Genomic DNA, 25,464 nt, shown 5'->3' with positions numbered 1-25,464 from the left:
TCCTCAGACGGGTTCGGGCTTGAGCTTCTTCTCGGTGACGGGCGTGAGGGCGTCGTTGTCGCGCTCTCCGGTGCGGATGCGCACGACGCGTTCGAGCGGTTGCACGAAGATCTTGCCGTCGCCGACATCTCCCGTGTACGCCGAGCGGCGAATCGCTTCGATGGCGATCTCCACGAAGGGTTCGGAGACGGCCATCTTGAACTCGACCTTTTCGCGAAACTCCACGAGGACGCGGCTGCCGCGGTACTGCTCGATGATCTCCTGTTCGCCGCCGTGTCCGCTGACGCGCATCAGGGTCACGCCGCTGATGCCCGCGTTGAACAACGCTTCCTTGACCTGCTGGACCCGTTCGGGTCGCACGATCGCCGTGATCAACTTCATACACCCCTCCTGCACGTCAGGGTACGGGGTGAGATTGCGTATTGTCAACGCTAAACCTGCTTCTTGTACATATTTGACGCGACAAGCCGCAGAATGAAGTGACAGTAATTCATTTGCAGCGGTCTCTCGGTGCAGTTTGTCATTCATTTGCTGAACGCCCAGGTTCCGCTGGAGAGTACGCCGAGTTGTCATGCTGCCAGCAGACGGGTACGCTGACGCGCGTGAAGATCCTGATCAGCGCGGACATGGAAGGCGTGTGCGGCGTGACGAGTTGGGCGCAAGTGACGCCCGTGGAGTACGGCGGACGCGCTTCGGGCGAGTACGAGCGAGCGCGCTTGCAAATGACGCGCGAAGTGGCCGCCGCCGCTCAAGGCGCCCTCGCGGCGGGCGCGAGCGAGGTGATCGTCGCCGACAGCCACCACGGCATGCGCAACATCCTCGGCGAGCTCCTGCCCAGTGGCACGCGACTCGTGAGCGGCAACGAGCGCCCACTCGGCATGATGCAAGGCGTCGACGAGCAAGGCGTCACCGCCGCGTTCTTCGTCGGCTACCACGCGCGGGCGGGCACGCCGCGCGCCGTTCTCGCTCACACTTGGAACGGACTCGTGCAAGACGTTCGCTTGAACGGGCGGTCCACCGGCGAGTTCGGCCTCAACGCCTGGATCGCCGCGCACTTCCGCGTGCCCGTCGCGCTCGTCACGGGAGACGACATCGCCGTGGCACAAGTGCGCGCGGAGCTCGGCGAGCACGTCGAGGGCGTGTCCGTGAAGACGTCGCTCAGCAGGTACGCCGCGACGAACCTGCATCCGGGCGACGCCTGCGAGCGCATCGAAATCGCCGCGAGGATCGCCACCGGACACGCGCCGACCCTTCCCGCCTACGAGGTCAACGCGCCGACCCGCGTCGAGATCGACCTCGCCGGGTCCGCGCGCCTCGACCTCGTGACGCACCTTCTGCCGAACGTCGAGCGCCTCGGGAACTTCACGGTCGCGTACACGGCCGCCGACGCCCTCGACGGCTTCCGGATGTTCCGCCTCGTGAACAAGCTCGCCGAGGTCGACCAGGACTTCTGAGCGTTATCCCAGCGCCCTTCCCACGGTCCGCCCCGAGAAGATGCACCCGCCGAGGAACGTGCCTTCCAACGAGCGGTAGCCGTGCATTCCGCCGCCACCGAAACCCGCCGCTTCTCCGGCGGCGAAGAGGCCCGGAAGCGGTGAGCCGTCGCTTCCGAGCACCCGCCCCGACAAGTCCGTCTCCACGCCGCCGAGCGTCTTGCGCGTCAAGATCCACAAGCGCACGGCGATCAACGGCCCCGCCGACGAGTCGAGCAGGGCGTGCGGCTTCGTAACGCGCGTAAGCTTGTCACCGAGGTAGGCCCGCGCGCCGCGAATTGCCGTGAGCTGGGGGTCCTTGCCGAAATCGTTGACCACTTGGGCGTCGCGAAGTTTCACGGTGCGTTCGAGTTCGGCGGCGTCGATCAAGTCCTCGCCGATCAAGTCGTTCATGCCGCGCACGAGGGAGGCGAGGTCGTCGCGCACGACGAAGTCCTCGCCCTTCGTCTTGAACGCCTCCACGGGCGGCGTCGCGCCGGGAAGCGCGCGGCCGAGCGACTTCAAAACGCTCTTTTCCGTGAAGTCCGGATTCTGCTCCGAACCCGAGAGGGCGAACTCACGCTCGATGATCTTCTGATTGAGCACGAACCACGAGTGGTCGAACCCCGAAGCATTGATGTGCGCGAGCGCCCCGAGCGAGTCGAAGCCCGGAAAGAGCGGCGGCGGCAAGCGACGACCGCGCGCGTCCAACCACAGCGGACTCGGACCCGCCAAGACTCGGATGCCGTGACGCGACCAGATAGGCGCGTAATTCTTGAGGCCTTCCGGGTAGTGCCACATGCGGTCCTCGTTCACGAGCCGCCCGCCCGCGTCACGCACCACGCTCAGCATCCGTCCGTCCACGTGATCCGGCACGCCCGACACCATCTTCTTCGGCGGCTCGCCGAGACGGCGCGGCCAGTGGCGCCGCACGAGATCGTGGTTTGCGCCGATGCCGCCGCTCGTCACGACGACCGCCGGAGCGTGCAACTCGAAGTCGTCCACGATGACCCTCGAACTGCGCTCGCCGCGCTGAACGTCACACCGCTCCAGCACGTCGCCGCGCACGCCGTCCACCGCGCCCGCCGTCGTCGTGAGGCTCGTCACGCGATGCCGAAAGAGGAACTTCAGCAAGCCGCGCCGCTCGCCTTCGCGCGTGCGGCGCACGAAAGGCTCCAGCACGCCCGGCCCCGTTCCCCACGTCACGTGAAAACGCGGCACGGAGTTGCCGTGTCCACCCGCGAAGTACCCGCCACGCTCCGCCCACTGCACGACCGGGAAGAATCGCACGCCTTGCGCGTGCAGCCACGCGTACTTCTCGCCCGCCGCGAAGTCCACGTAGGCCTCGGCCCACTTCCTCGGCCAGAAGTCCTCCTCGCGGTCGAAGCCCGCGCTGCCCATCCAGTCCGACAAGGCGAGGTCGCGCGAATCCTTGATGCCGAGCCGCCGCTGCTCGGGCGAGTCCACGAAGAACAGCCCGCCGAACGACCAAAAGGCTTGCCCGCCGAGGCTCGCCTCGGGCTCTTGATCCAGCACCAGCACCCTTTTGCCCGCGTCCACGAGTTCCGCTGCCGTCACGAGCCCTGCCAGGCCCGCTCCGACGATGATGACGTCCGCGTCGTGAGTCATGCTTTGTCTCCTTGAGACAGCATGACACGCGGCAAGTCAAAGCGCCCAGCGCCGCCCCCTCCACCTTCGCCATGCCGAGAAGATCACGAGCGCGATCAAGACGAGCAGCAGCACCGCCACGATCGGCGCGAAAATCGCCAAGAAGGTCAGCACGCCCGACGACACGTCCTCCAACAAGGACAGGACGGGGTTGCCGATGCCGCCCGTCGTGGCCGTTGCGACCGGCCGTACCGCCGCGCGAGACGCGTGGAAGGCCCCGCCGACGAGGGCGCCCGCGACGAGGGCGAGGGTGGGGTTCACGTCGTGAAACACGCCCGAGTTCGCCGCGAACACCACGGCGCCCGCCAACGGGTTGATCCATCCGCCGACCGTGTGCAGCACGTGATCCACCCCCGGCACCTTGTCGCCGATGAAGTCCAGCACGGCGATCGCGCCGACGATCAGGAGCGTCCAAGGACTCGAAATCCAGTCGTACTGCGGCGCGAGGTTCGTCCATCCCAATCGGTCCAGGACGCCCAACGTCAGCAGCGGAATGTACGCGTTGAGTCCCGCCGCACCCGACAAGCCCAGCGAGGACAGGAGGTTCGAAAAAAGGCTTTCCATGCCTCATGGTGAGGCACGGAAAGCCCGGGGAGCGGAGCGCGGACTTGAGGAATTACTTCGTGAGGTACGCGACCAGAAGGTCGATCTCGGCCTGCGTGTCCGTCGCGTGAATGCTTTCGACGATCGTGTGGATGTACCGCGTCGGCAAGCTCAACGTGAGGGTCGGAACGCCGCCCCTCGTGCGCTGGATGGCCGCGCCGTCCGTACCGCCGAGCGGAAGGATCTCGAGTTGATACGGAATGCGCTTGTCCTCGGCGAGCGCGACGAACTCGTCGACGAGCCAGCGCGTCGAGATCATCGTGGAATCGTAGAGCTTCACGGCCACGCCCTCGCCCATCTTCGTGACGGCCTCGTCGGGGCCGACGCCGGGAGTGTCCACGGCGAGGGTCACGTCGAGTCCGATGCCGATGTCGGGCTCGACGGAGTACGCGGCGACGATCGCGCCGCGCAAGCCCACTTCCTCCTGGGTGCTGAAGACGGCGTACACGTCGTGCGTCGGCGCGGCGTTCTGAAGCGCGCGCAGCACTTCGATCTGCACGAACACGCTCGCACGATCGTCCATCGCCTTGCCGCACAACAAGTCGCCGATTTCTCGGAAGGCTTGGTCGAGCGTCACCGGGTCCCCGACGCGCACCTTCGCCTTGACGTCCTCGCCCGAACGCCCGAGGTCCACGAAGAACTCCTTGATCTCGGGCACCTTCTTGCGGTCCTCGGGCGTCGCGATGTGCACCGGTCGTCCGCCCGGCGAGAGGATGCCCGGCAGGGGACCGTCCTTCGTCCAGACGGTGACGTTGCGCGCGAACAAGTTGCGCGTGTCGAAGCCGCCGAGGTTTTGCAACCGCAAGTAACCCTTGTCGTCGACGAACTTCACGATGAAGCCGATCTCGTCCATGTGGGCCGACAGCATGATCTTCTTGCGCTCGCCGTCGGGCGCCGTGCCACGCTTCAGGGCGACGACGTTTCCGAGGGCGTCCTCGCGAATCTCGTCCACGAGTCCTTGAATCTCGGCGACGACGAGGTCGCGCACGTGCTCTTCACGGCCGGGCACACCATCGATTTCCGAAAGACGACGTAACAGTTCGACGTTGAGTTGTGTCACGGGGGGCATAATACCCCGCCGCGAGCGCTTTGCAAGCCGCCGTTGCTTCTTGCGCCCGTATGCTGAGTCCATGCTGCCCGACGTCTTGCGGACGTTGTCGGGCGTATGGCTCGCGCCGACGGGCGAGCGCCGCGTACGCCCCGACGACGTGCCCCACGCGGCACGTCCCGACGACGTGCTCGTGCCGCGCGCCGCGTACCTCGAAGCGACCGAGCGACCTCTCGCCGACGGGTTCTTCGCCGCTCCCGACGCGAGTCGGCCCTTGACGTACGCCCTCTTGGCGAGCACCGCGTGCGCGACGCTCGCGGACGGCCGGTTGCGCGCGGACGAGGCGTGGGCGCTCGTGCGTCCGGTTCTGGAACGTTTCGGGACGACGCTGCGCCTCACGTCGGCCGCTTCGACTCCGGGCGGCATCTACGACGACGGCGCGTGCGGCACGTGGCACTTCTTCGTGGACTTCGTGGAGGCGCGCCTGGAAACAACCGTGCAAGTCTCGGTCCTCTCGCCCCGGGACGTCACGCGCCCGCCCGACGCCACGTCGTGGGTGGCGTGGTGCGAAGTGCGGGCCCACACTTGGCCGAGACCCGGCAGCGTCGCCGAGACGCTCTTGAACGGCGGGCGGGTGTCGTCCGACTTGCTCGCGACGATGAACCGCGCGCTTCCCGGATTCGGCGCGGCGGTGAGCAAGTTGCAGAACGAGGGCGGCGTGACGCCGAGGACGCTCGCTCGGCAGTGGAGCGAGCGTCCCGCCTTTCCGGAGGACGCGCTCGATTCGCAGGCGGTCTACGAGCTTCTGACGGCGCTCGGCGTGGACTTCACGTCGGACGCGGAAGACAAGAGCGAGTTGCGAGCGCGTGTCGGCCAGGACGGAGCGTGCGGCTGGGAAGCCGTTCCGTCTGGAACTCGTCGGAGCGTGAGCGCGCAAGAAGTGCGCGGCCGTTCAAGCGTCGGGCGTGGCGGGCATCGGTGACGGCGCCTGGGCTTCCCTAGGGCGCAGATCGGTGCCGTTGAAGTCCTTCTGCGCGTCCAGCAATCCCTTCTCGCCCCAGGTTCGCACGGCCTTCACCCCGATCGCCACGAGGTCTCGCAAGGTCGCTTCCTCTTCGGGACGCCACTTCGACAGCACCCACCCCGCCGGATCCCAGCCGCTCGGAGGGCGGGAAATGCCGATCTTGAGGCGAGCGAAGTCCTCGGTGGCGAGCTTGGCGATGATGTCCTTCACGCCGTTCTGCCCGCCCGACCGCCCCCCTTTGCGCAAGCGCAGCAACCCGAACGGCGAGTCGAGGTCGTCTTGCGCCACGAGAAGGTCCGTACTCGGTTCGAGCTTGTAGAAGCGCGCGAAGGGGGCGACGGCGCGGCCCGAGGCGTTCATGAACGTCTGCGGCTTGACGAGCAACGCCTTTTCACGCCCGAGACGCACCTCGGCGACTTCCGCGTCGCCGTCTTTGCGCCACACCGCGTTTTCTTGGCGCGCGAGCTCGTCCACGACGAGCCAGCCGACGTTATGACGCGTGGCCGCGTACATCGCGCCAGGATTGCCGAGACCCACGATCAGCTTCAAGCTTCCAACCCCCGCACGAGGTCGCGCCAGCGCTTCTCGGTGTCCTGCACGCGCTTGTCGTTCTTGGCGCGTTCGTAGCCCGCGCGGAAATCGGCGAAGTTCGTGTCGGCGGGACTGAACAGCAAACCGAGCGCGCCGCGTACGTCCTGCACGTTACGGTCCGAGAGGCGCTCTTTGGAATCGATGACTTCGTCGAGGGTCGCCATGAGGCCCGACAAGGGACGCAGCCACTGAAAGGACGCGTCGTTCAAGACGAGGTTGTAAAGAGTGAACGGCCCGTCGATCGTGCCGCCCTTCGATTCGTACTCACGCTTGGCGACGTCGAGCAGAGCCGAGTGAAAGTGCCGCAGCGCCGTGGCGAGGGCTTTGAGGTGGTTGCGTGTCTCGGTGTCCGTCATGCACGGATTGTATGCCCGCGCGTTCGTTAGTCTGTACGCCATGATGTACCGAGCCTTCACGTCCGCCGACTTCGACGCCTTGCGCGCCCTCGACCTCGCCGTGCAGCGCCGTGAGGACCTCGCCTTCGACACGCTGTCCGAGCGCGAGCGCGAAGGACGCCTTCGCACCTCCGAGGCGGCATTGCGCTTCTTCGAGCGCTCGGAGCACTCGTTCGTGGCGGACGACGACGGCGAGCTTCGCGGCGCGATCTTCGCGCAGAGCGTGTGGCAAGGCGACCGCCCCATCGTGCTGATCGTGCGCCTCTGGACGGCGCAAGGCGCGCCGGAAGACACGGCGCGCGGCCTGCTGAAAGTGTGCAGCAAGAGCGCGTACGACGCCGCCGTGTACGAGGTGCACGGCCCCGTCCCGGCCGACCTCGTGGACGCGGCGCGCGAGGAAGGCTTCGTGCGAATCGGCGCGTACGGCGTGCGGCACATGGGCACGCGGCGCGAAACCGCGCCGGGCGAAGCGCTTTGAACCGTGAGACGACACGTTAGACTGCTGGCATGAACTCTCGCATCCTGATCGGCGTTCGCGGCATGACGAAGGAGGCGGGCGACAAGATCGCCCGTCTGCTGGAAGACACGGAAGGCATCAAGAAGGCCATTCCGGACGAAGGGCAGATCGAAGTCCACTACGACGCGTCCCTGCTGACCGTCATGGACATTCTGCGCGTCGTGCGCTCGCAAGGCTTCCTCGCCGGGATGCTGTGACACGGTTGGCGCTCATCTCTCGAAGCTTCGAAAAAGCGTCGACTCGGCGCCGCGTGTCCGTGTACGACCCGTCGCTCCTTCCAGCCGGGTCGCATCCCAAGCAGCGCCGCATTCGACCGGAAAGGCTATGACGTGGCGATCCTCGGATACGTCGGCACGTACACGTGCCGCTTGGAAATGAACTGGGTGACGAACCTCAAGGAGAAACGCGCCCTCGTGCGGCCCGTCGTGGAGCGCCTCAAGGCCCGCTTCCCGGTGTCCGTCGCGAGGCTCGACGGGCTCGACAGCCACACTTGGGAAGTCATCGGCGTCGTCACGATCTCCAACGACGCCGCGTGGGTCGAGGAGACGCTGCAAAAGGTCGCGGAGTTCGTCGCTGGAAACGGCGAGTACCGAGTCACCGAGGAGAACACCGACATCGTCGAGTTGGAGTGAACTTCATCTCGGCGCGAACCGAAGCGGCGCGTTCCTTCGGTTCGCATTTCTTTTCGGGACGCCGCTCGGTGATGGCATGACGATGAACCGCTGGTTTTCCCGTCTGCTCGGCACGATCGACGTGCCTGGCGAGTTCCATGGGCCTTCTCGCCGCGCGGTTCTTCCGCGTCCGGTCTCGCCGTCGACGAAGGCGTGAACCTCTGCGCGCTCGAACGACGAACGACCCCTCGCTCGAGGGGTCGTTGGAATTCGCGTCGGTTCGCGTGACGTCAGGGCGTGACCGCTTGAAATCCGCTCGGACGGCCCAGCATCCGCCAGTTGAGCTGGCTCGGGCCGTCGAACGTGATGATCTGGTCGGGCGAGCCGCCTTGCTGGTTGCAGTCGTACTTGGCGTTGGCCTTGCGTTGAATGGGCCACACGACGAGCGCGGCACGACCGGCGATGTCGCGCATGGGAATCGGGCCGAAGAGACGAGAGTCTTCGCTGCCGCTCGCGGTGCGGTTGTCTCCCATCAGGAAGTACTGACCCGCCGGAACGGTGAACGTCTGCTGCGTCTCGTTCACGCCGCGTCCTCCCGCGTACTGAATGTTGTTCGCCAGCTCGCTCGTCGTGTCCCAGCAGCCTTGCGCCTTCCAGAAGTTCGTGGTGAATCCTTGATCGAGGAGCTTGTCGTTCACGTACACATTGCCGCTCTCGATGCGCACGCGGTCGCCCGGCAAGCCGATGAGGCGTTTGATGAGGTACGGACGGTAGTCCCAAACGCCGAGAAAAGAGCGCGACTCGGCGGCGCCGGGCGGTTTGAAGATCAGAATGTCGCCGCGTGAGAACTGCCCGACGCCGAGTCGGTGCAGCCACGTTTCGTACTTCGGCACGACGACGCGCTCGCCGTTTCGCAAGTTCGGCATCATGCTCGCGCCGTCCACGCCCACGAGCGTCACGAGAAACTGCGTGATGACGACGGCGAACAAAATCGGTTCGAGCAATTCTCGCCACAAGCGCTGCCAGGGCGTGAGGACAGGTTTGGGTTTGGTCATGCGTCTCCTTCTTCCTGAGGCAGCATAGCAGGGGCGCGGCGAGGCATTCCTGCGAGGGCAATCAGGTCGTCGCGGTGCGCGAAGGCTTCATGCTCGCCCGCCTTGATCGCCGTGTCCACGCGACGAAACGACATCAGCTCGATGCCTTCCAGGGAAGGCCGCAACAGCAAGTCGGGCTTGTACAACGAAAGACGCGTGTCGGTGAGCTGCGCCTGCATGATGTCGAGGGCGCGCGTGAGGGCCCGAATGGGAGACAAGCCGGACGACGCGTCGGATCGAGGACGCTCCTCGCCCGCGCGGCGCCACAGCAAAAAGCGCCGCCGAGCGGGCATGTCGAGCGGAGCGGGCGTCGTGACGTCCACGGCGATCACCTTCGCCGCCCCGAGGAAGAGCGCCGCGTCCACGGGCACTTGATTGAGGATGCCGCCGTCGGCGAGCAAGCGCCCTTCACGGTGAACGGGATCGACCGCGCCCGGATAGGCGCTCGTGGCACGCAAAGCGGACAGCAAGTCTCCCTTGTACAGGTACACGAGCCGACCCGTGAGGACGTCCGTGGCCGTCACGATGAGCGGAATGCTCAACTCCTCGAAGGTGCGCGGCAGGTGCTGCGCGAGCATCGCCTCGAACGCCGAGCCTCGCAGCAGGCCGCTGCCCGGGCGAAGTTCGAGCAAGCTGCGCCACGACACGTGCGACGCGATGTTCTCGATGGCGTCGGCGGAGAGGCCGGCGGCGAAGAACGCGCCGATCAATCCGCCCATGCTCGTCCCGGCGATCACGCCGGGTCGGACGCCGTCTGTCTCGAGGACGCGGAGCACGCCGATGTGCGCCAAGCCGCGCGCGCCGCCACCGCCGAGCGCGAGTCCGAGGGTCGTCACGAGAGCGTCCTGTTCTTGAAGTGCATGCGAGGTCCTTTCACGCGCCGTTGTCGAGGGCGGAGAAGCGCGAGGGGCGCTTCTTCTGGTATACCGTGAAGTGATGCCGCTCGCGGGAACGTTGGTCGAAGGACGCTACCGATTGGTGCGGCCCGTCGGGCACGGCGCGAGCAGCGTGGTGTACTTCGCGGTCGGCGTGGACGGCTTGCCGTACGCCGTGAAGATCTTTCCGCCCGAACTGGAGGCGCGGGCGCAACGTGAAATGACGAGCGCGGGGCGCTTGTCCCACCCGCGCCTCGGTCAGGTGATGCAACGCGTGAACGTGGAGGGCCAGCCCGCCCTCATCTTGAGCTTCGCGCGCGGGCGCGTGCTGTTCGAACGCTACTCGGCGCGGCCCGCGCTGGCGCACGAGCGCAAGGCGTACCTGCTGACGCTCGCGCACGTTCTCGAAGCGTTGACGTACATGCACGACAACGGCATCATCCACCGCGACCTCAAGCCCGAGAACATCATCGTGGACACCGATGGCAGCGCGAAACTCGTGGACTTCGACCTTTCGGGGCCGAATCGGGAAGCGTTCGGAACGGCGCTGCGCATCGGAACGGCGGCCTTCTTGTCGCCGGAAGCGGCGCGTGGCGAGCCCTTGTCGACGGAAAGCGACTTGTACGGCGTGGGCATCTTGCTGTACTGGGGCTTGCACGGCGAGTTGCCGCTGGCGGACGCCGACGTGCGCGTCACGCGCGACCCGCTGGAGTCGCTGCGCGTCGCTTTGATGCAGCCCTCGCGTTCCGAACGCCTCTCTGACGCCCGCGAAGCGCGCCGCCGCCTGCTGGAGTTGGCGGCCTTGCCTTACTGATCGGTCCTGTTCGCGTGGACGCCCGGGATTCGCGACAGCGTGGAATCCCGCGAGGGCATGGGCGAGGCGCGAACGTTCGGGAACGCGCCCTGCGGAGCGCGGGTCGTCACGAGCAGTTTCACGCGCGGTTGCGCCGCGCGCCACTCCGAAACGACGTGTGACGTGTGACGTGTCGAGCAGGTGTTCGAAGTTGTCGAGGATCAGCGGCATGTCACGCCGTTCCAGCGCGTTCCGCAGGACGTCGCGCGTGGTCGTGAACGCCGAGGAAGCGCCCCTCACGGAGGCGAGGGGCGCGAAGGTCACGCCGTTACGAAACGTTGGGTCGATTCCCGGTTCCTGCCGAGCGGCGAGGGTGAGGCGGGTCTTGCCGACACCGCCCCCGTCGCGGTGATCGTCACGAGCGCGACCTCGCTTCGCGCGAGCGTGTCGAGGACGGCCTTCAAGTCCTGTTCGCGGCCCAGCAAGGGTGTGGCGCCTGGAAGCCGTGTCGAGGCGCGCAACGCGTTTTCTCCTTCATGCGCCGACGCCATCCTTCAACACCGTGAACTCGACTTCATCGTGCTCGAGACTCGCGCGGTGGATGAAGGCCTCCCTCATTCGTGCAAGTCCTCGCCGAGGGTGCCATCACTCGATCGAGCGATGTGCGGCGAGGGCGCTCGGTCCTACCTTCGGTGCAAGCTTCTCGCCATCGAGAGCCTTAGGAGGACGTATGAACGAACAACCGCTGCCCGTCGATGCCGCCGCTCTCGCTCGATTCCATGCCGATCTCGGCGGCCACGTGCTGCTGCCCGGAGACGCCGCGTACGAGGCGCGGCGCGGCGTGTGGAACGCGGCCGTTCGAAGCTCGCCTCGCCTGATCGCGCGGCCCGCCGATGCCCGCGAAGTCGCGTCGTGCGTTCGCTTCGCTCGGGCGCACGGCCTTCCCGTCGTCGTGCGAAGCGGCGGCCATAGTCCCGCCGGGTACGGAACGGGCGACGGTCTCGTCATCGACCTTTCACGCTTGAACGCCGTGCAAGTCGATCCGTTGTCGCGCACGGCGCGCTTGCAGCCCGGCGCGACGTGGGGTGAAGTCGCGGTGGCGTTGCATCGCTTCGGACTCGCCCTCACCGCTGGGGATACCGCGACGGTCGGCGTGGGCGGCTTGCTGCAAGGCGGCGGCATCGGTTGGTTCGTGCGCAAGCACGGCCTCGCCATCGACCGCGTCACCGCCGTGGAAGTCGTCACGTCCGACGGGGAAGTTCGGCGAGCAAGCGCCACCGTCGATTCCGAGTTGTTCTGGGCGGTGCGAGGAGGCGGCGCGAACGTCGGAATCGTGACGACGTTCGACGTGAAGGTGCACGAAGGCGGCACGGTCGTCGGCGGCGCCGTGTTCTACGACGCTGCGGACGCGAACGTCGCGCGAAGCTTGTTGCGCCGCTACGCGGACTACGCTCGCTCGGCACCCGACGAGTTGACGACCCAAGCGATCCTGATCGCCGCGCCTCCCGCGCCGTTCGTGCCCGCCGAGTTGATCGGAAAGCCGATTCTCGGCGTGATGGTGTGCTACTCGGGAAACCTCGCCGAAGGCGAGCGAATCGTCGAGCCGCTTCGACGACTCGCCGAGCCGCTGATGGACTCCGTTGGTCCGACGCCGTACCCGGACTTGTTCCGACTGCACGAGGTGGGCGGACGGCTCGGCTTTCGGCACCACGCGCGTTCGCAGTTCATGGCCGACCTCGGCGACGAGGCGATCGAGGCGCTCGTCACGCGCATCTTGTCGGTCGTGCAGCCTGGAACGCTCGTGCAACTTCGCGCGTTGGGCGGCGCGATGAGTCGCGTGGCAGCTTCGGACACGGCGTTCGCGCACCGTGACGCCGCGTTTCTGCTGCTCGTCGATCACATGAGCCCGGACGACGCGGGCGACGCCGCCGAGCGTCAGGCGCGCGACGCGACCGAGTTCGTCTTCGAAGGCGTGCGCGCCTTCGGAAGCGGCGCCTACGGAAATTTCGTGGGTCTCGCCGACGCTGGGCGGGCCCGAGCGGTGTTTCCGGACGTCACCTTCGACCGCTTGGCCGCCGTGAAGACCAGGGTCGATCCCGACAACGTCTTGCGGCGCAACGTGAACGTCACGCTCGCTTCTGCGAACGTGGCGCTCGTGAGCGCCGACGACTGAGGAGTCGCCTCGTTCATTCGAACGAGGCGACGAAGCGAGCCGACACATTCATTTCGACGATGTGGACGCGCGCCTCCTCGACGTACCTTTCTCTTGGCCGTCCGCGATGAACGTCCGACGCGCTCGAAGCCCTCTCCCCTTCCCTAGGAGGAATCTTATGCAACGAAAGACCTTCCTGTCCGCCACCGCCGCCCTCTCGTTCGCCTTGCTCGGCGGCGCCCTCGCCGCGTCTCCCGTGACCGTCACGGCGACTTCGAGCGCTTACAAGGTGCCCGCTCAAGTCTCGGCCGGTTACGTTCGTTTCGAGCTCAAGAACACCGACAAGACGCCGCACGACCTGCAAATCTTCAAGCTCAACGCCGGTGTCGGCAAGGCGGCCCTTGTCAAAGCCATCTCGGACTTTGCCATGAACGGCGACGCGGCCGCCGAGCCTCTCATGAAGGCCGCTTCGTTCTTCGGCGGCGTGATGTCCGTGGATCCCGGCAAGTCGGGCAGTGTCGGCGTGACCCTGGAGCCGGGCACGTACGCCGTGTCCAGCTTGTCCATGAACGGCGACGAGAAGAACCCGAAGGCGCTCGCCGCGCAAGGCTTCTTGGAAGTGTTCACGGTCGTGAAGGGCGCTTCGGCCGACGCCGCTCCCAAAACGGACTACCAGGTGGGTCTCGCCGACTTCGCGGTCGCGCTGCCCGCCACGCAGATCAAAGCGGGCGCGCAAACGTGGAACGTCACGAATCAGGGAACGCAGCCGCACTTCCTGTTGGTGGCGCGCCTGCAACCCGGCAAGACCCAGGACGACGTGATGCGCTTCTTGATGGCGCCGCCCGAGCAGCAGACGGGCGCTCCGCCCCTGGACATGCTGGGCGACCAAGGCGCGCAGGTGCTGTCGCCCGGCAAGAGCAACGTCGTCACGATGAACCTCGCGCCCGGCACGTACTTCCTGGCGTGCTTCATCGGGGATCCCAAGACGCAGATGCCGCACGCGATGCTCGGCATGACGCAGTTCTTCACGGTGAAGTAAGCACGTGCGGAGCGGAGGCAAACCTTCGCTCCGCTTTCTTTCGGGAGGATCATGGCTCGCTTTTCCCTTCGACTCGGTCTGGTCGGCGTCTTGCTCGCCGGGGCGACGCTCGCCCCGATGCCCGTGCGTGCGGGTGAAGGCGCCGTGCCGACCGACCGTACAAGTCTCATCGATCGCTTTCTTCACGCGCCCGTCGGCACGATTCCCGTCGAGCAGTTCACGGGACGCGTGCGCGAATTCACGTTGGAAGTGCACCGCGTTCAAGCCGAGATCGCCCCGGGCGTGAAGGTCGAGCAGTGGGCCTTCGGCTTTCCCGGGCAGACGCCGACCGTTCCGGGACCGGAGTTGCGCGTGCAGCAAGGCGATCTCGTGCGGCTCACGTTTCGCAACACCTTCGACCAGCCGCACAGCATTCACCTGCATGGCATCGTGAGCCTCGCCGAGCGGATGGACGGCCTCAAGGAGGTGCTGCCGGGCGAGTCGTTCACGTACGAGTTCGTCGCGACGGATGCCGGCACCTTCGCGTATCACTGTCACGTCCAGACGAACTTGCACCTCGACATGGGCATGTACGGCGCGCTCGTCGTCGAACCGAGGGTCGACGCGCCGAAAGTTTGGAACTCCGAGCACACCCTCATCCTCGACGAGTGGGACAGCCGTCAGGATCCGAACGCGCTCGTGCATCACGCCACGCCGAACTACTTTCTCGTGAACGGGCGCGCGTCGCCGCTCATTCCCGATCTCGCCGTCGCGCCCGGCGAAACGAGTCTGCTTCGCATGATCAACTTGGGCTCGCAGGTGCATTCCATGCACTTGCACGGCGTGACCTTCCTCGTGATCGCCAAAGATGGGCACGATTTGCCCGCACCGTACGAGGCCGACACGCTCCTCATCGCTCCGGGCGAGCGGTACGACTTGTTGGTGCGCGGGCGCGACGGGACCTTCGTCTTTCACGATCACATCGGAGAGCACGCGACCAACGACGGCGTGTATCCGGGCGGCATCCACTTCATGGTGCGCGGCGGCGCGGCGCTCGACGAACACGGTCGCCTCGACTTGCAGCAGGGCGCGCCCGCGCACGGGCACGACATGGGGGCCGCCGCTTCCGCGCAAAGCGCCGCGACTCTCCTGACGAACGCGGACGCGCCTTCGGTGAAGGCGAGCGGTTTTCGCTTCGCTCCGAGCGACGTGCGCGTTCGAGCGGGCACGACGGTGACGTGGTCGAACGCGGACCTCGTAGCGCACGCGGTGGTCGTGCGCGCGCCGGACGGAACGGAGACGACGCGCCCGCTCGCGAGGGGCGGGCGCGTGAGCTTCACGTTCGATCGGCCGGGCACGTACACGTTCCACTGCTTGCCGCACCCGTTCATGACGGGCAAGGTCGTCGTGGAGTGAACCCTTACTTCTCTTGCAGGGTGCGCGCGGCTGGGTCGACGTACGCGTCGACGACCTTGCCGCCACCGCGGAAGGTGATGAGGGTGATGTATTGCACGCCGCCCTCGTCGCCTTCCTTGAGGTGCGGTAAGTCGGTCGGGCGCGCGCCGCGCGAGTACTTCACGATCTTGGGAAGCTTGAGCTTCTTCGTGTCGACTTCCTCGAGTTCGCGCCGCTTGTACGTCTGTCCTTTGTACAAGACGCACGATTCACCGTCGTTGTTGACGTAGGGCCGCGCGCCGATGAGCGACCAGTCGAAGAGGTCGGCCATGGAGAGGGGCAGCACGAGGCCTCCGGCGGGAAGGTCGCCGCTCGTCCAACCGCTCTTGCCGTACTTGCGCAAGGTCGTGAGGATTTCTCGTTCGTCTTGCACTTCGACGCTGATGCTCGTTCCGAGGGGGCCCGTCAGGTGTAGTTGAGGCATGCTTCTCCTTTACGTAAATAGCATAACACATCCGCGATTCGAAGGTGCACACCGAACCTTACAGCACGTTGCTGAAGGCAGCAAAAGACGAGCCGCACGGTTCGGCTCGTCTTGCAACCGAAGTCCTCAGGAAGTCGCGATGGGCGTCACCGAGCGCCGAGCGTACTCTTCCACCGTCGCGCATTCAATGCCGAAGGCCGCTTGCCGTTCGTCCATCTGCTGCGCCGCGCCCCTCGCCACGCCCAGCATCAACGTGCCGAAGCTTTGCTCCAAGGGCGAGCGCGCCGCCGCCAGCTGCTGCTCTAGCGCCTCGATCGGAACGCGGCGCACGGCGAACGTCCGTCCGCTCACCGCTTCGAAAGTCCGCACCGCCTCGTTCATCGATACGTTCTGCGCCACGAGCGGCAACGTGACGTTTCGAGCCGCCGGATGGTCCAAGCTCGCCACGACGAAACGCGCGACGTCCACCAAGCTGATGTACGCCACCGGCGCGTCTCCCGAACCAAAGACCTGCGCCGACCCACCGGCGTAATCGAAGCCTATGGCGGGACCCAGCCAAACTTCCATGAAGCACGCGGGCTGTAAAATCGTGAAGGTCATCGCGCTCGACCGGAGTGCGTTCTCCACCGCCCGCTTCGCCTTCGCCAAAGGCGACGGCACATCTCCGTCCAAGTCGCTCGGAAACGACACGTACACGAAATGCCGCACGCCGCCTTCGCGCGCCGCCTCCACGAGGTGCAACTGCCCCGACTCGTCCACGTCCGGAATAGAGTCCACGCCTTGATCTCGCAGCGTCGTGGTCGCCGTGCTCACGACCGTGTCCACGCCCGCGCACGCGAGCTTCAGGGACGCCGGTTCCTTCAAGTCCGCCTCCACGAGGTCGCAGCCGAGGTCGCGCAACGCCTGCACCTTCACCGGATCGGACGAAGAGCGAACCACCGCTCGTACCGAGCGCCCCTGCCGAGCGAGCATGCCGCAGATGGTGCTGCCCAAAAAGCCTGTCGCGCCGACGACGAGAATCATGTCAACCTCCTCGAGAGAACCGGAGACCGTGCAACCACCGACACCGAGCGTGACGCGAGAGCAGCGCGACGAGAAGACGACGTGTGAATCCTTTTCATCGTACCGTTCGCCTTGACGCGGCGGATAAGAGGGCCGCGTCAAGGCGAACGTATTCCTACTCGCCCAAGCCCTCGTTCGACACCCGCACGACCGAACCGCCCGACCGAGCGCGCACCCCGCCCGCCCACCCGTTCGCGTTCGCCGCGTCGATCACGACCTCCACCGTTCCCTCGCATGCCTCGTCGAACTCCAAGTCCTCTGCCTTCGAAGCGTACGACTCGTGCGTTCGGCGGTACAACTCCTGCGCCAAGAACAAGTCCTTCGCGCACGTCGTCGCCAAGTCCTCGTCGTCCGACGACGTTGGCGCGTCGTCGTTCTCACGGAAGAACTCGGGCGGCAACGCCTCCCCGTTGACGCGCACCCCCTTCGCGTCCACCTCCACCGTGGCGCGCAGTTTCCCGTTCTCGCGAATCAGCAGCCCGGCGTCCACGATGGACGACACCGCTCCCTCCTCGCCGACCTCCGCCTCCAACGCGCGCAGCACCGCCTCGTCCGCCTCGAAGCGCGCGCCCGCCGTCAAGCGCTCCAACAGCGCCGACGGGTCGTCCACGAGGCGCTCCAAATCGAGCTTCGCCCCGCTCGTAAACGCGACGTTCGCACTCAGGCGCACGCTGCCCTGCGGCATCGAAAACGACACCTCGTCCAACGACAGCACCGGGCCTCCGTTCAAAAGGCGCGACACCGCGCTCGAGAGGTTTCTCGTGACGACAGGATCGTCCTCGGCGAGCGTCCCGGCGAAGTCGCTCGCCGCTCGCACGAGCGTCACCAAGCCCACGCGGTCCAACGACCGAAGAGACCCGGCGAGGCGGACGTTTCGCACGTCCATTTCCGGCCCGTCGATCTCACCGATCGCCGTCTCGGCGCTCACGTTCACCTTGCCGTCGTCGCCGTCCACCGACGATTTCAGCGTGAAGTCACGCACTCCCACGCTCTCACCCTCCGCCTTCACGGTCGCGCGCGCCACCGAGAACGCCGACGATCCGAAGCTCAACCCTGCGCCCACCTCGCGCGCGTCATTCGAAAACCGCACGTTCTCCAACGAAAACGCGACGTCCTCGTCCTCGAGCGACACGCGGTCCAAGGTCAACTCGGACGACGACCGAGGGCCGCTCGAACGCAAGGTGCCGCGCGAGGCGGACCACGACACCCGCATCCCGTCCGCCTCGAACGACGCGGCGGGCAAGTCGATCGACGTCGTGGTGCGCCCTCCGAACGACACGAGCGTCTCCAACGTCACGTGCTTGCCGTTCGTTCCCGCGTCGAGCACGCGCTGCAACTTCGGCGAGAACGTCACGTCCGTCGACACGAGCGACGCCCCGAAGCGCCCGCCCGGCAGCCACGGCCCGTTGCGGTACGAACTCGTCAGCTCGACCTCCACGTCCTGCCCGAACTGCAAGACCGTCACCTGCCGCCCGCCGAACGCCGTTTGCTCGTTCGACTTCACCACGACGCGCCCTCCGAGCGCCTCCACCGTCTTCGCCCACCCCTCCAGCTGGGCGTTCACGGCCTCGCTCGACGCCACGACGCTCGCCGTGAACGCTCCGCCGCTCAACAGCAGCGCCCCGCCGACCAGCCATCCCGCCTTCTTCACCGCGTTCTTCATCACGCCTCCCCCGAGCGCGCGAGGCGCTCCAGCAAAGGCGCAGCTGCCTTCACCGTCAAGTCGAGTTCCATTCGACGCTGCCCCGGCACGTTCCCTCGATGAGCCCACGCTCGCTGCCGCGCCACCCGAAAGCCCAGCCGCTCGTACAAACGCCGCGCGTCGTCGTTCGTCACGGCAACGTCCAGCGCCACCTTCGCGTACCCCTCGGCGTGCGCACGCTCCACCACGCCACGAATCAGCCGCGTCCCGACGCTGCGCCCACGAACGTCCTCGCTCACACCGAGCAGCGACAAAAACAACGTTTCCTTCGAAGGCGGCGGCATGAGGCGCGACAACCGCAAGCCGCGCGTCACCACGCCGAACGCCCCGAGCTTGCAAAAGCGCAGCAACGACCACACCAATCCCACGTCTCGTCGCAACGTGTCCTGCGCGCTCGCCACCGCCACGACCCCCACGACGCGACCTTCGCGCTCCGCCACCGTGAAGCACGCGTGGCCGAACGCGCCGCGACCGCTCTCGAACGCGAAGCGCAAGAACTCGGGCGCCTTTCCGAACAAGTAATCGAGTTCGCGTGGACCGCTGCAATACACCAGCGGGGCCGCCGCGGCGGCGTCCGAGGAACGAGCGGGACGAAGAACGATCGAGAAGGTCACGCTTCGTTGTACCAGTTCGAGCGAAGGTCGGCCTAGCCTGACGCGACGTGAGCAAAACTTACACCCTTCCCATTAGTGTCCTTTCAGCCCTCGTCACGTCTGCTGGTGCACCTTGGAAAGCATGAAACACGTTTTGACGACTCTCGGCCTCGCCGCCACCCTCGGCCTCGCCCACGCCCAAACCGCGCCTCGCATCACCTCGCAAAGCATCATCGTCAATCCTGTCGAGTCGCCTCTCAAGGTCAGCGTCTGGACGGCCAAGGACCCCTCGGGCAACGCCGTTCCCACGTACGTCGCGGGCGACCGCATCACCCTCAACGTCAAGGCGACGCAAGACGCGTACGTGTACCTCTTCAACCTCGACGAGAAGGGCACCATCGACCTCATCTTGCCGAACAAGTTCGCGAGCGGCGGCAACTTCGTCAAGGCCAACACCACCAAGTCGTTCCCCGACAAGAACGACAAGTTCACTTTCGACATCGCCGGACCCGCCGGCCTCAACAAGGTCCTGGCGCTCGCCAGCAAGACGGAACTCGACCTCGACGAAATCGCGCAATTCAAGGCCGATCAGCAAACGGGCTTCGCCACCGTCACCGTGAAGGGCGGCCAAGCGGGCCTCGCGCAAGCCTTGTCCATCGTCGTCAAGCCCCTGCCCTCCAAAGACTGGGTGACGGACGTCGCGCAATATCAAATCTCCGCCAAGGTCGCCACGCCGCCCGTCCCGACCACGACCACGACCACGACCACGACCACCACCACCACGTCCACCTGGAAATCCAGCTTCACGTCCACCCTCGGCTTGGCTCGCATCTACGACTTCTACGCCAACCAGCTCAAAGCGCAAGGCTACGAAATCGCCGAGACCACGGCCGCCCGCGCCCAAATCGTCGGCAAGTTCAGCATGACGAACGACACGAACGCCACGCTCACCGTGAAGCAACGCGCCGACAAGAAGACGTACGACGTCGTCATCGTGCGCAAGCAGTAAGGCGATGAATTTTCGAGGTACGGCCGCCCGACACGGCGGCCGTACCTCTTTGCATGAACGGCGCGCGTGACGCTCGTACACTGAACAAGGTGAATCACCTTCGAAACGCGGAGGTCCAAGCGGTCCTGCACCGCTTGACGCATGACGTGCGAATCGTGCTCGTCGACGAGCTCGTGGCGCTGTACGTGTACGGATCGCTCCTCACCCCGGACTTCGATTCCTCGCGGAGCGACGTCGACGTGTGCGCCATCGTCAAGCACGACCTGGGTGACGCGCACGTCGACCTCCTGCGTGTCATGCACGCCCGTCTGGTGCAGGACTTTCCCGCGTGGCGTGACCGCGTCGAAGTCGATTACGTCTCTGCCGCCGCGATACGCGACTCTCGAACGACGGCGCGCTCCATGATCCGCATCAGTCCCGGTGAGCCCATCCACCTCGTCGAAGCGAACGCGCACTACGTCCTCAACTGGTACATGGCGAGGCGAGGCGAGACGCTTCACGGCCCGCCACCTCTCGACGTCATCCCGGCCATCTCCCAAGCTGAATTCCTGGACGTCGTCGCGCGGCATGCCCGCGCTTGGCCCGAGTGGGCGCTCGAAATGCACCACGCGGGCGGCCAGGCGTACGCGGTGCTGTCCTTGTGCCGCGCGCTGTACGCGATGCAGTTCGGCGAGCAAGCGACCAAGAAGGCTGCCGCTCGGTTCGCCGAAACAGAGCTGCCCGAGTGGTCCGAGCTCATCGTGTGGGCCGCTCGCGCCCGCTACGACCCGGACTTCCGAGCATCGGCTCGCTTCGAGGACGTCATACGGTTCGTGCGAGACGTCAGCGACCGCGTGGCTCGTCACGCCAAGGCGCGAGGTCTTCGCGGCTGAGCGAAAGACCCGGACTCTCAACCAGCGCACGACTGGGGTGTCGCAGGAGAAAATTCCAAACTTATGCACCCGGTTATTCGCACGACTTCCAGTTCACTTCAAAAAGAAAGACTTCGACCGGGTCGAAGTCTTTCCTTGCTGGTGGCGATGGGCGGACTTGAACCGCCGACACCACGATTATGAGGAGCGGGGGACCACTCCCACAGCCATAAACACTGTCCAGTACAGCATATTTCAGCACTTACCACTTTGCAAGGCTGCCGGAAACCACACGTCTCAGCTTCAGGCAGGATGAAGGAGACCCGATTCTATTGGTACTATTTTTTCTCTCGAACACTTAGTAACATTTCGTATGCGAGTACTGAAAGTGCAACTTCAAGACGGTGAGCGAACGCTCCTAACAACCGAAGTTGCGACCACGCTTACCCCTGAGGAGTTGCTCAGGCTCTTGCCACAGCTCCTCGGCCCCACCCCCACTCCTCCCCAAGTCGTTTCTGAGCCCCGGCAGAGCCGCAAGTACGCAGGCCTCGCTCACCATTTGGAGACCTTGACGGAGACCACGATCCGTCTCTCCTACCAAGACATCGAAACATTAATCGGCGGAGAGCTCCCCTCCTCAGCGAGGAAGCACCGAGCGTGGTGGAGCAACACCAACGTCGGACACTCTCAAGCTGCAGCGTGGATGAACGTCGGTTGGCGCGTCAACAACGTCGACGAAGAAGGAATCACGTTCCGTAAGCACGGAGGAGGGAAAGTATGACGGTGTTCGAGGAAATCACCACGAAAGCAGTGCAGTACCTTCAACAAGGCTGGGAGCCTGCTCAGGCCTGGTCCAAAGCAGCAGACGACGTTGAATGCGCTCCATCTGTACGTTCCAAAGGTTGTCCTCGTAGCGCCTTCGTCGGCTTAGCACAAGCAGGGTATATCCGTGGCTATCAACCGCAGAGAGTAGCGGCTTCGCTGTCGCAGAACGCGTCGTACTGCGTTACAGGAGCTCGTATCCTTGCTGACAAGCCCGCGCTAGGAAACAACAGGTTTCAACTATGGAACGCCATTCGTGAGCAGGAAGGTGTCGACCGCCAAAGCCAAAACGGTGTGGTTGACGTCCTGCTCGCCTTACGACGACTTGATGTGTATGCACCAAAACTCTGAGCTGAGCTATCAGGCAGCAGCACAGCAAAACGTAGTTACGACGTCATCTGCGCTCAATAAGAAGAAGCAAAGCCGTATCGTTGGCGTATGCCTGGGGATTTCCCGTTGCCCGTCAAACACTGGATCTTCCAAGCCAACCCCAAATACTTCGATCTGGCAAGTCACGTCCAGACTATGAAGCTTGAAGATGTCAGCGAATGGGCAGTGTATCAGTACGCCAGCGAAATGTCCCCAGGGGACAAAATTGCACTTTGGCAAAGTGGGAGGCAGGGGGGCATATATGCTTTCGGCGAGCTCATTGGCTTACCACACCGTAAGGAAACTCTCGCTGACTGGCAGAAGGCTGCTGGACGTCAAGACCCTGGCTCAGTAGTCAAATTTCGTATCACCCATCACTTACGCGTCCACCTCAGGCGCAGTGATTTGAAAGCTGATCCTCGCCTAGCTCAGCTCAGCATCCTCCGCATGGCTAGTGGAACCAACTTCAAAGTTCGTCCTCAAGAGTGGGAGGCATTTGAGGATTTGGCGGAGCGTAGTTCGGCCGCCGCCGATGAACAATCACAAGCCCCTGAACAACAGGCCAACCATCTGCGCCAAAATCCGCCATGGGCGCGTGATGAGCTCATTTTGGTTCTGGATCTATACCTTCGGAGTGGACGCATCCAGCTTGGGACGAAGCATCCCGAAGTTATAGCGCTCAGCAAACTTCTGAATGACCTACCAATTCATCCACCGGAACGCAGGGACGGCACCTTTCGCAATGTGAATGGCGTCAACAAAAAGATGGGCAACATTTGGTTTCTTGATCCAAAAAGACCCGGAGGTCTTCCTGGAGGAGGGCGAGGTGACCGCGAGGTTTGGGACGAGTTCGCACATCGTCCTGAGCATCTACACGAGCTGGCAACTGCTATCCGAACAGGCGTGGCAGAGCTATCCACCTCTGTCGAGGACATCGACGAGGAGGGCTTTCCAGAAGGCAAACTCATTGAGCGGCTTCACAAGCGTAGGGAGCGAAATCGAAAGCTCGTCAAGCAAAAGCTACTGCAAGTGCAGCTGCTACAAGGCCACTTGGAGTGTGAGGTGTGTGGCTTTGATTTTCGAGCCACCTATGGCCCGCGAGGGGAAGGGTTTGCAGAGTGTCACCATCGACTCCCCTTGAGCGAGGTGGGCGAGAGGGTCGCCTTACTCACCGATCTTGCTGTTGTTTGCGCGAACTGCCACCGTATGATCCACCGCATCCGTCCCTACCTGAGCATTGAGGGGCTGCAAGCCCTCTTATCAGATCGAGCTAGGTCGCGTTGACGAAAGGACTGCGATAACCTGCTCGGCTGTGCCGTTACGACCTCACTGACATGCAATGGAGCAACATCGTTGCCTTCCTTCCACCACAGCGCTCATTCAAAGGCAGGCCACCACACGACCACCGACGCATCCTCAATGGCATCCTCTGGGTCCTACGCACGGGCGCTCCCTGGCGAGACTTACCTGAGCGATACGGAAAGTGGAACAGCGTCTACGTGCGCTTTCGACGCTGGACACAGTGCGGCATTTGGCAGAGGCTCCTCCACGCTTTACAGCGAGACGCCGATCTGCAAGGACGCCTCGACTGGAAGACGCATTTTGTGGACGGCACCGTCATTCGTGCTCACCCCTGTGCAGCGGGAGCGCACGGTGAGCAAGCGCTTGGACGCTCCCGAGGTGGCTTCTCGACCAAGCTGCATCTTCGTGCCGAAGGCAACGGCAAGCCCATGGCGTTCGTACTGTCTGGAGGCGAGCGACACGAGGCGAAGTTCCTCGAATCGCTCCTCGACCTTGGCAAAGTGAAGCGCGCTGGGCGAGGACGGCCGCGCTCGAAATCAGCCGTGCTGGTCGGTGACCGAGGGTACAGCTACCCAAGTTTGCGCCGCTTGCTGAGCAAGCGGAACATCAAAGCCGTGATTCCGACTCGCCGCGACCAGCCTTGCTCTTTCACCTTCGATGCGTTCGTGTATCGAGAGCGCAACAAGATCGAACGCTTGGTTGGACGACTGAAACGGCATCGCCGCATTGCCACCCGCTACGACAAGCTCGCCGTAATATTCGAAGCTTGGGTAACCATCGCATGTATCCTGGAATGGCTGCTTGACGTCGTGGCGTTCCATATCTCAAACCACAGGTGCGGTCCGGTCACCTCGACCACCGCATGAACAGCACTGTTCCACGCGGCCTTCAACGACGAGCTTCGTTGTTCACGCGCTTGAAAGAAGTGCCATGCTATCTGACGTGGACGCCTACAGGGTCATACGAACGACGAACGACACGTACGCTGGTGTTGCCGCCTTCGTGTGCCACGTGTGCCCGGACGAGCCTGTCAATCCAGCGGCGCTGCAGGCTGCGGACGAGGCGTTGCGAGCAGCGAACGTGCCGCCCGCGAGCTGGGTCGCGGTGGTCGGTGAAGAGATCGTCGGGTACACGCGAGGCTGGCGCGTTCAAGAAGATCGATTCCGATTGCGCGTGCTCGTCGCGCCACGGCATCGGGGTCGTGGGATTGGTAACGCGCTCCTCGAGTTTGCGGAATGAGATCTTCGCGCAGCCGGAGCAGTGACCGCTCAAGTGCGCGCTCGAGAGGACCGCCCGGCGACCCTGACGTTCTTCGAACGGCGCGGCTACCGTGAAGTGCAGCGCATGCGCGAGCTTCACCTGGATCTCCGAACCGCGAATCACGCCGATCATTGGATGCAGGCCGTTGAGGCGGACGTGGCGACGCGCGTTCGCTTGACGACGCTGGCCGCTGAGATCGAACGTCTTGGCTTCACGGCTTGGGAACGCCTTGTCGCGCTGCACAATGACGCGTTACACGGTTGGCCGGATCCGGATCCGAGTCCGAACGCCAACGCTTCAAGGAGTGCGGTCGCATTTCGGGAGACCTTGCACGGCTATGGCTGCCTTCTCGATGGGTTCGTGGTGGCCGTGTTGAGGGACGAGTACGTCGCCTACAGCGGTTTCGGGCAGCGTGAAGGGGATGCCCGGCTGCTGTCAGCAGGAACGGCAGTGCGTCCCACGTACCGAGGGTTGGGGCTAGCGACCGCTGTGAAAGCGAAGGCGTTGCTGTGGGCGCGCGGTGGAGGGTACGAGCTGGTGTTCACGTCTTCAGCGAATCCTGCCATGGTGCGTGTGAACGAGAAGCTGGGTTTCGTACCTGGATTGGCCGAGGTGCGTCTCGTCAAAGACCTGCACGTGGCGGTTGATGGGTCGTGATGGCGCACACGGCACCGCGTTGCGGTTGGTTGAGCGTTATGGTTCTCGTTCCAGAGTCGTTGTCGGACGCTTATAAAGTCAACTTTTGTCAACCAGC

Annotated in this window: 28 protein-coding genes, 1 tRNA gene and 1 pseudogene; 17 read left to right on the top strand and 13 right to left on the bottom strand. The window is 64.7% G+C overall.

What is annotated here, in order from left to right; translation table 11 throughout:
- Positions 1-3: 3 nt before the first annotated feature.
- Positions 4-381 (bottom strand): P-II family nitrogen regulator, encoded by a 378-nt coding sequence (locus DES52_RS04975; RefSeq protein ID WP_110885681.1) that lies wholly within the window; start codon positions 379-381, stop codon positions 4-6.
- 221 nt (positions 382-602) lie between these two features.
- Here DES52_RS04975 and DES52_RS04970 point away from each other — a divergent pair, with 221 nt between their 5' ends.
- On the top strand, positions 603-1,454 hold the full coding sequence (locus DES52_RS04970; RefSeq protein ID WP_110885680.1) for a M55 family metallopeptidase: 852 nt from the start codon (positions 603-605) through the stop codon (positions 1,452-1,454).
- A 3-nt stretch (positions 1,455-1,457) separates the two neighbouring features.
- On the opposite strand, the gene DES52_RS04965 is transcribed toward DES52_RS04970, so the two are convergent.
- From DES52_RS04965 to DES52_RS04955, 3 genes are read right to left on the bottom strand one after another with little or no spacing between them, the layout of a single operon-like run.
- On the bottom strand, positions 1,458-3,101 hold the full coding sequence (locus DES52_RS04965) for an FAD-binding dehydrogenase (protein ID WP_110885679.1): 1,644 nt from the start codon (positions 3,099-3,101) through the stop codon (positions 1,458-1,460).
- A 36-nt stretch (positions 3,102-3,137) separates the two neighbouring features.
- The gene (locus tag DES52_RS04960) at positions 3,138-3,704 is read right to left on the bottom strand and encodes a DUF4126 domain-containing protein (protein WP_110885678.1); all 567 of its coding nucleotides are present in this window, start codon (positions 3,702-3,704) and stop codon (positions 3,138-3,140) included.
- Positions 3,705-3,756: 52 nt separating this feature from the next.
- Positions 3,757-4,803 (bottom strand): M42 family metallopeptidase, encoded by a 1,047-nt coding sequence (locus DES52_RS04955; protein ID WP_245900718.1) that lies wholly within the window; start codon positions 4,801-4,803, stop codon positions 3,757-3,759.
- Between the two features lie 70 nt (positions 4,804-4,873).
- On the opposite strand from DES52_RS04955, the gene DES52_RS04950 reads away from it, so the two are divergent.
- On the top strand, positions 4,874-5,773 hold the full coding sequence (locus DES52_RS04950; RefSeq protein WP_110885676.1) for a hypothetical protein: 900 nt from the start codon (positions 4,874-4,876) through the stop codon (positions 5,771-5,773).
- On the opposite strand, the gene pth is transcribed toward DES52_RS04950, so the two are convergent.
- Together pth and DES52_RS04940 are read right to left on the bottom strand one after the other, a co-directional pair.
- Entirely contained in the window at positions 5,744-6,364 is a 621-nt protein-coding gene (gene pth / locus DES52_RS04945) for an aminoacyl-tRNA hydrolase (RefSeq protein WP_110885675.1), read from the bottom strand. The genes DES52_RS04950 and pth overlap by 30 nt on opposite strands.
- Positions 6,361-6,762, bottom strand: a complete 402-nt coding sequence (locus DES52_RS04940) for a hypothetical protein (RefSeq protein ID WP_110885674.1) — start codon at positions 6,760-6,762, stop codon at positions 6,361-6,363. Before DES52_RS04940 ends, pth begins: the two co-directional genes overlap by 4 nt.
- Positions 6,763-6,802: 40 nt before the next feature.
- On the opposite strand from DES52_RS04940, the gene DES52_RS04935 reads away from it, so the two are divergent.
- The 3 genes from DES52_RS04935 to DES52_RS04925 all read left to right on the top strand — a co-directional run bounded on the left by DES52_RS04935 (position 6,803) and on the right by DES52_RS04925 (position 7,950).
- Entirely contained in the window at positions 6,803-7,279 is a 477-nt protein-coding gene (locus tag DES52_RS04935) for a DUF1999 domain-containing protein (RefSeq protein WP_110885840.1), read from the top strand.
- Between the two features lie 29 nt (positions 7,280-7,308).
- On the top strand, positions 7,309-7,515 hold the full coding sequence (locus DES52_RS04930) for a heavy-metal-associated domain-containing protein (protein WP_110885673.1): 207 nt from the start codon (positions 7,309-7,311) through the stop codon (positions 7,513-7,515).
- 138 nt (positions 7,516-7,653) lie between these two features.
- Positions 7,654-7,950 (top strand): DUF503 domain-containing protein, encoded by a 297-nt coding sequence (locus DES52_RS04925; RefSeq protein WP_110885839.1) that lies wholly within the window; start codon positions 7,654-7,656, stop codon positions 7,948-7,950.
- 269 nt (positions 7,951-8,219) lie between these two features.
- Here DES52_RS04925 and lepB read toward each other — a convergent pair whose 3' ends face one another.
- Complete coding sequence (gene lepB / locus DES52_RS04920) at positions 8,220-8,984, bottom strand: signal peptidase I (protein ID WP_110885672.1); 765 nt, start codon at positions 8,982-8,984, stop codon at positions 8,220-8,222.
- Positions 8,981-9,859, bottom strand: a complete 879-nt coding sequence (locus DES52_RS04915; RefSeq protein ID WP_110885671.1) for a patatin-like phospholipase family protein — start codon at positions 9,857-9,859, stop codon at positions 8,981-8,983. The genes lepB and DES52_RS04915 overlap by 4 nt, the downstream gene beginning before the upstream one ends.
- Positions 9,860-9,959: 100 nt before the next feature.
- On the opposite strand from DES52_RS04915, the gene DES52_RS04910 reads away from it, so the two are divergent.
- The 4 genes from DES52_RS04910 to DES52_RS04890 all read left to right on the top strand — a co-directional run bounded on the left by DES52_RS04910 (position 9,960) and on the right by DES52_RS04890 (position 15,277).
- Positions 9,960-10,712, top strand: a complete 753-nt coding sequence (locus tag DES52_RS04910; RefSeq protein ID WP_110885670.1) for a serine/threonine-protein kinase — start codon at positions 9,960-9,962, stop codon at positions 10,710-10,712.
- 709 nt (positions 10,713-11,421) lie between these two features.
- The gene (locus tag DES52_RS04900) at positions 11,422-12,864 is read left to right on the top strand and encodes an FAD-binding oxidoreductase (protein ID WP_170130891.1); all 1,443 of its coding nucleotides are present in this window, start codon (positions 11,422-11,424) and stop codon (positions 12,862-12,864) included.
- 157 nt (positions 12,865-13,021) lie between these two features.
- Positions 13,022-13,882, top strand: coding sequence for a hypothetical protein (locus DES52_RS04895; protein WP_245900716.1), 861 nt, complete (start codon positions 13,022-13,024; stop codon positions 13,880-13,882).
- A gap of 51 nt (positions 13,883-13,933) precedes the next feature.
- Positions 13,934-15,277, top strand: coding sequence for a multicopper oxidase family protein (locus DES52_RS04890; RefSeq protein ID WP_110885667.1), 1,344 nt, complete (start codon positions 13,934-13,936; stop codon positions 15,275-15,277).
- A gap of 4 nt (positions 15,278-15,281) precedes the next feature.
- Here the strand turns inward: DES52_RS04890 and DES52_RS04885 are convergent, their stop codons facing one another.
- From DES52_RS04885 to DES52_RS04870, 4 genes are all read right to left on the bottom strand, one after another.
- Positions 15,282-15,740: a single-stranded DNA-binding protein gene (locus tag DES52_RS04885; RefSeq protein ID WP_110885666.1), complete on the bottom strand. Its 459-nt coding sequence runs from the start codon at positions 15,738-15,740 to the stop codon at positions 15,282-15,284.
- 126 nt (positions 15,741-15,866) lie between these two features.
- A complete protein-coding gene (locus DES52_RS04880; protein WP_110885665.1) occupies positions 15,867-16,763 on the bottom strand; it encodes an SDR family oxidoreductase in 897 nt (298 codons plus the stop codon).
- Between the two features lie 154 nt (positions 16,764-16,917).
- On the bottom strand, positions 16,918-18,465 hold the full coding sequence (locus tag DES52_RS04875) for a DUF945 family protein (RefSeq protein ID WP_110885664.1): 1,548 nt from the start codon (positions 18,463-18,465) through the stop codon (positions 16,918-16,920).
- Positions 18,465-19,118: a GNAT family N-acetyltransferase gene (locus tag DES52_RS04870; protein ID WP_170130890.1), complete on the bottom strand. Its 654-nt coding sequence runs from the start codon at positions 19,116-19,118 to the stop codon at positions 18,465-18,467. Before DES52_RS04870 ends, DES52_RS04875 begins: the two co-directional genes overlap by 1 nt.
- A gap of 121 nt (positions 19,119-19,239) precedes the next feature.
- On the opposite strand from DES52_RS04870, the gene DES52_RS04865 reads away from it, so the two are divergent.
- Together DES52_RS04865 and DES52_RS04860 are read left to right on the top strand one after the other, a co-directional pair.
- Entirely contained in the window at positions 19,240-20,106 is an 867-nt protein-coding gene (locus DES52_RS04865) for a DUF4384 domain-containing protein (protein WP_110885662.1), read from the top strand.
- Between the two features lie 89 nt (positions 20,107-20,195).
- A complete protein-coding gene (locus tag DES52_RS04860; protein ID WP_245900715.1) occupies positions 20,196-20,978 on the top strand; it encodes an aminoglycoside adenylyltransferase domain-containing protein in 783 nt (260 codons plus the stop codon).
- 139 nt (positions 20,979-21,117) lie between these two features.
- Here the strand turns inward: DES52_RS04860 and DES52_RS04855 are convergent.
- Positions 21,118-21,186: transfer RNA gene (locus DES52_RS04855), tRNA-OTHER, on the bottom strand.
- Positions 21,187-21,330: 144 nt separating this feature from the next.
- Here DES52_RS04855 and DES52_RS23685 point away from each other — a divergent pair.
- The 6 genes and pseudogenes from DES52_RS23685 (at position 21,331) to DES52_RS04830 (ending at position 25,367) form a co-directional block, all read left to right on the top strand.
- Positions 21,331-21,738: a DUF7662 domain-containing protein gene (locus DES52_RS23685; protein WP_110885660.1), complete on the top strand. Its 408-nt coding sequence runs from the start codon at positions 21,331-21,333 to the stop codon at positions 21,736-21,738.
- On the top strand, positions 21,735-22,130 hold the full coding sequence (locus DES52_RS22500; RefSeq protein WP_146237184.1) for a DUF6979 family protein: 396 nt from the start codon (positions 21,735-21,737) through the stop codon (positions 22,128-22,130). The genes DES52_RS23685 and DES52_RS22500 overlap by 4 nt, the downstream gene beginning before the upstream one ends.
- 87 nt (positions 22,131-22,217) lie before the next feature.
- On the top strand, positions 22,218-23,432 hold the full coding sequence (locus DES52_RS04845; RefSeq protein ID WP_110885659.1) for an EVE domain-containing protein: 1,215 nt from the start codon (positions 22,218-22,220) through the stop codon (positions 23,430-23,432).
- A gap of 26 nt (positions 23,433-23,458) precedes the next feature.
- Positions 23,459-24,253 (top strand): annotated as a pseudogene (locus DES52_RS04840) (IS5 family transposase); the annotation flags it as partial.
- Positions 24,254-24,380: 127 nt separating this feature from the next.
- On the top strand, positions 24,381-24,689 hold the full coding sequence (locus DES52_RS23680) for a GNAT family N-acetyltransferase (protein WP_110885657.1): 309 nt from the start codon (positions 24,381-24,383) through the stop codon (positions 24,687-24,689).
- Positions 24,690-24,866: 177 nt separating this feature from the next.
- Complete coding sequence (locus DES52_RS04830) at positions 24,867-25,367, top strand: GNAT family N-acetyltransferase (protein WP_245900713.1); 501 nt, start codon at positions 24,867-24,869, stop codon at positions 25,365-25,367.
- Positions 25,368-25,464: the final 97 nt, after the last annotated feature.

This window comes from Deinococcus yavapaiensis KR-236 (assembly GCF_003217515.1).
GTDB classification, from domain to species: Bacteria; Deinococcota; Deinococci; order Deinococcales; family Deinococcaceae; genus Deinococcus_A; species Deinococcus_A yavapaiensis.
The sequence above is the reverse complement of the archived record's forward strand: the minus strand, read 5'-3'. Positions and strand labels throughout refer to the sequence as shown.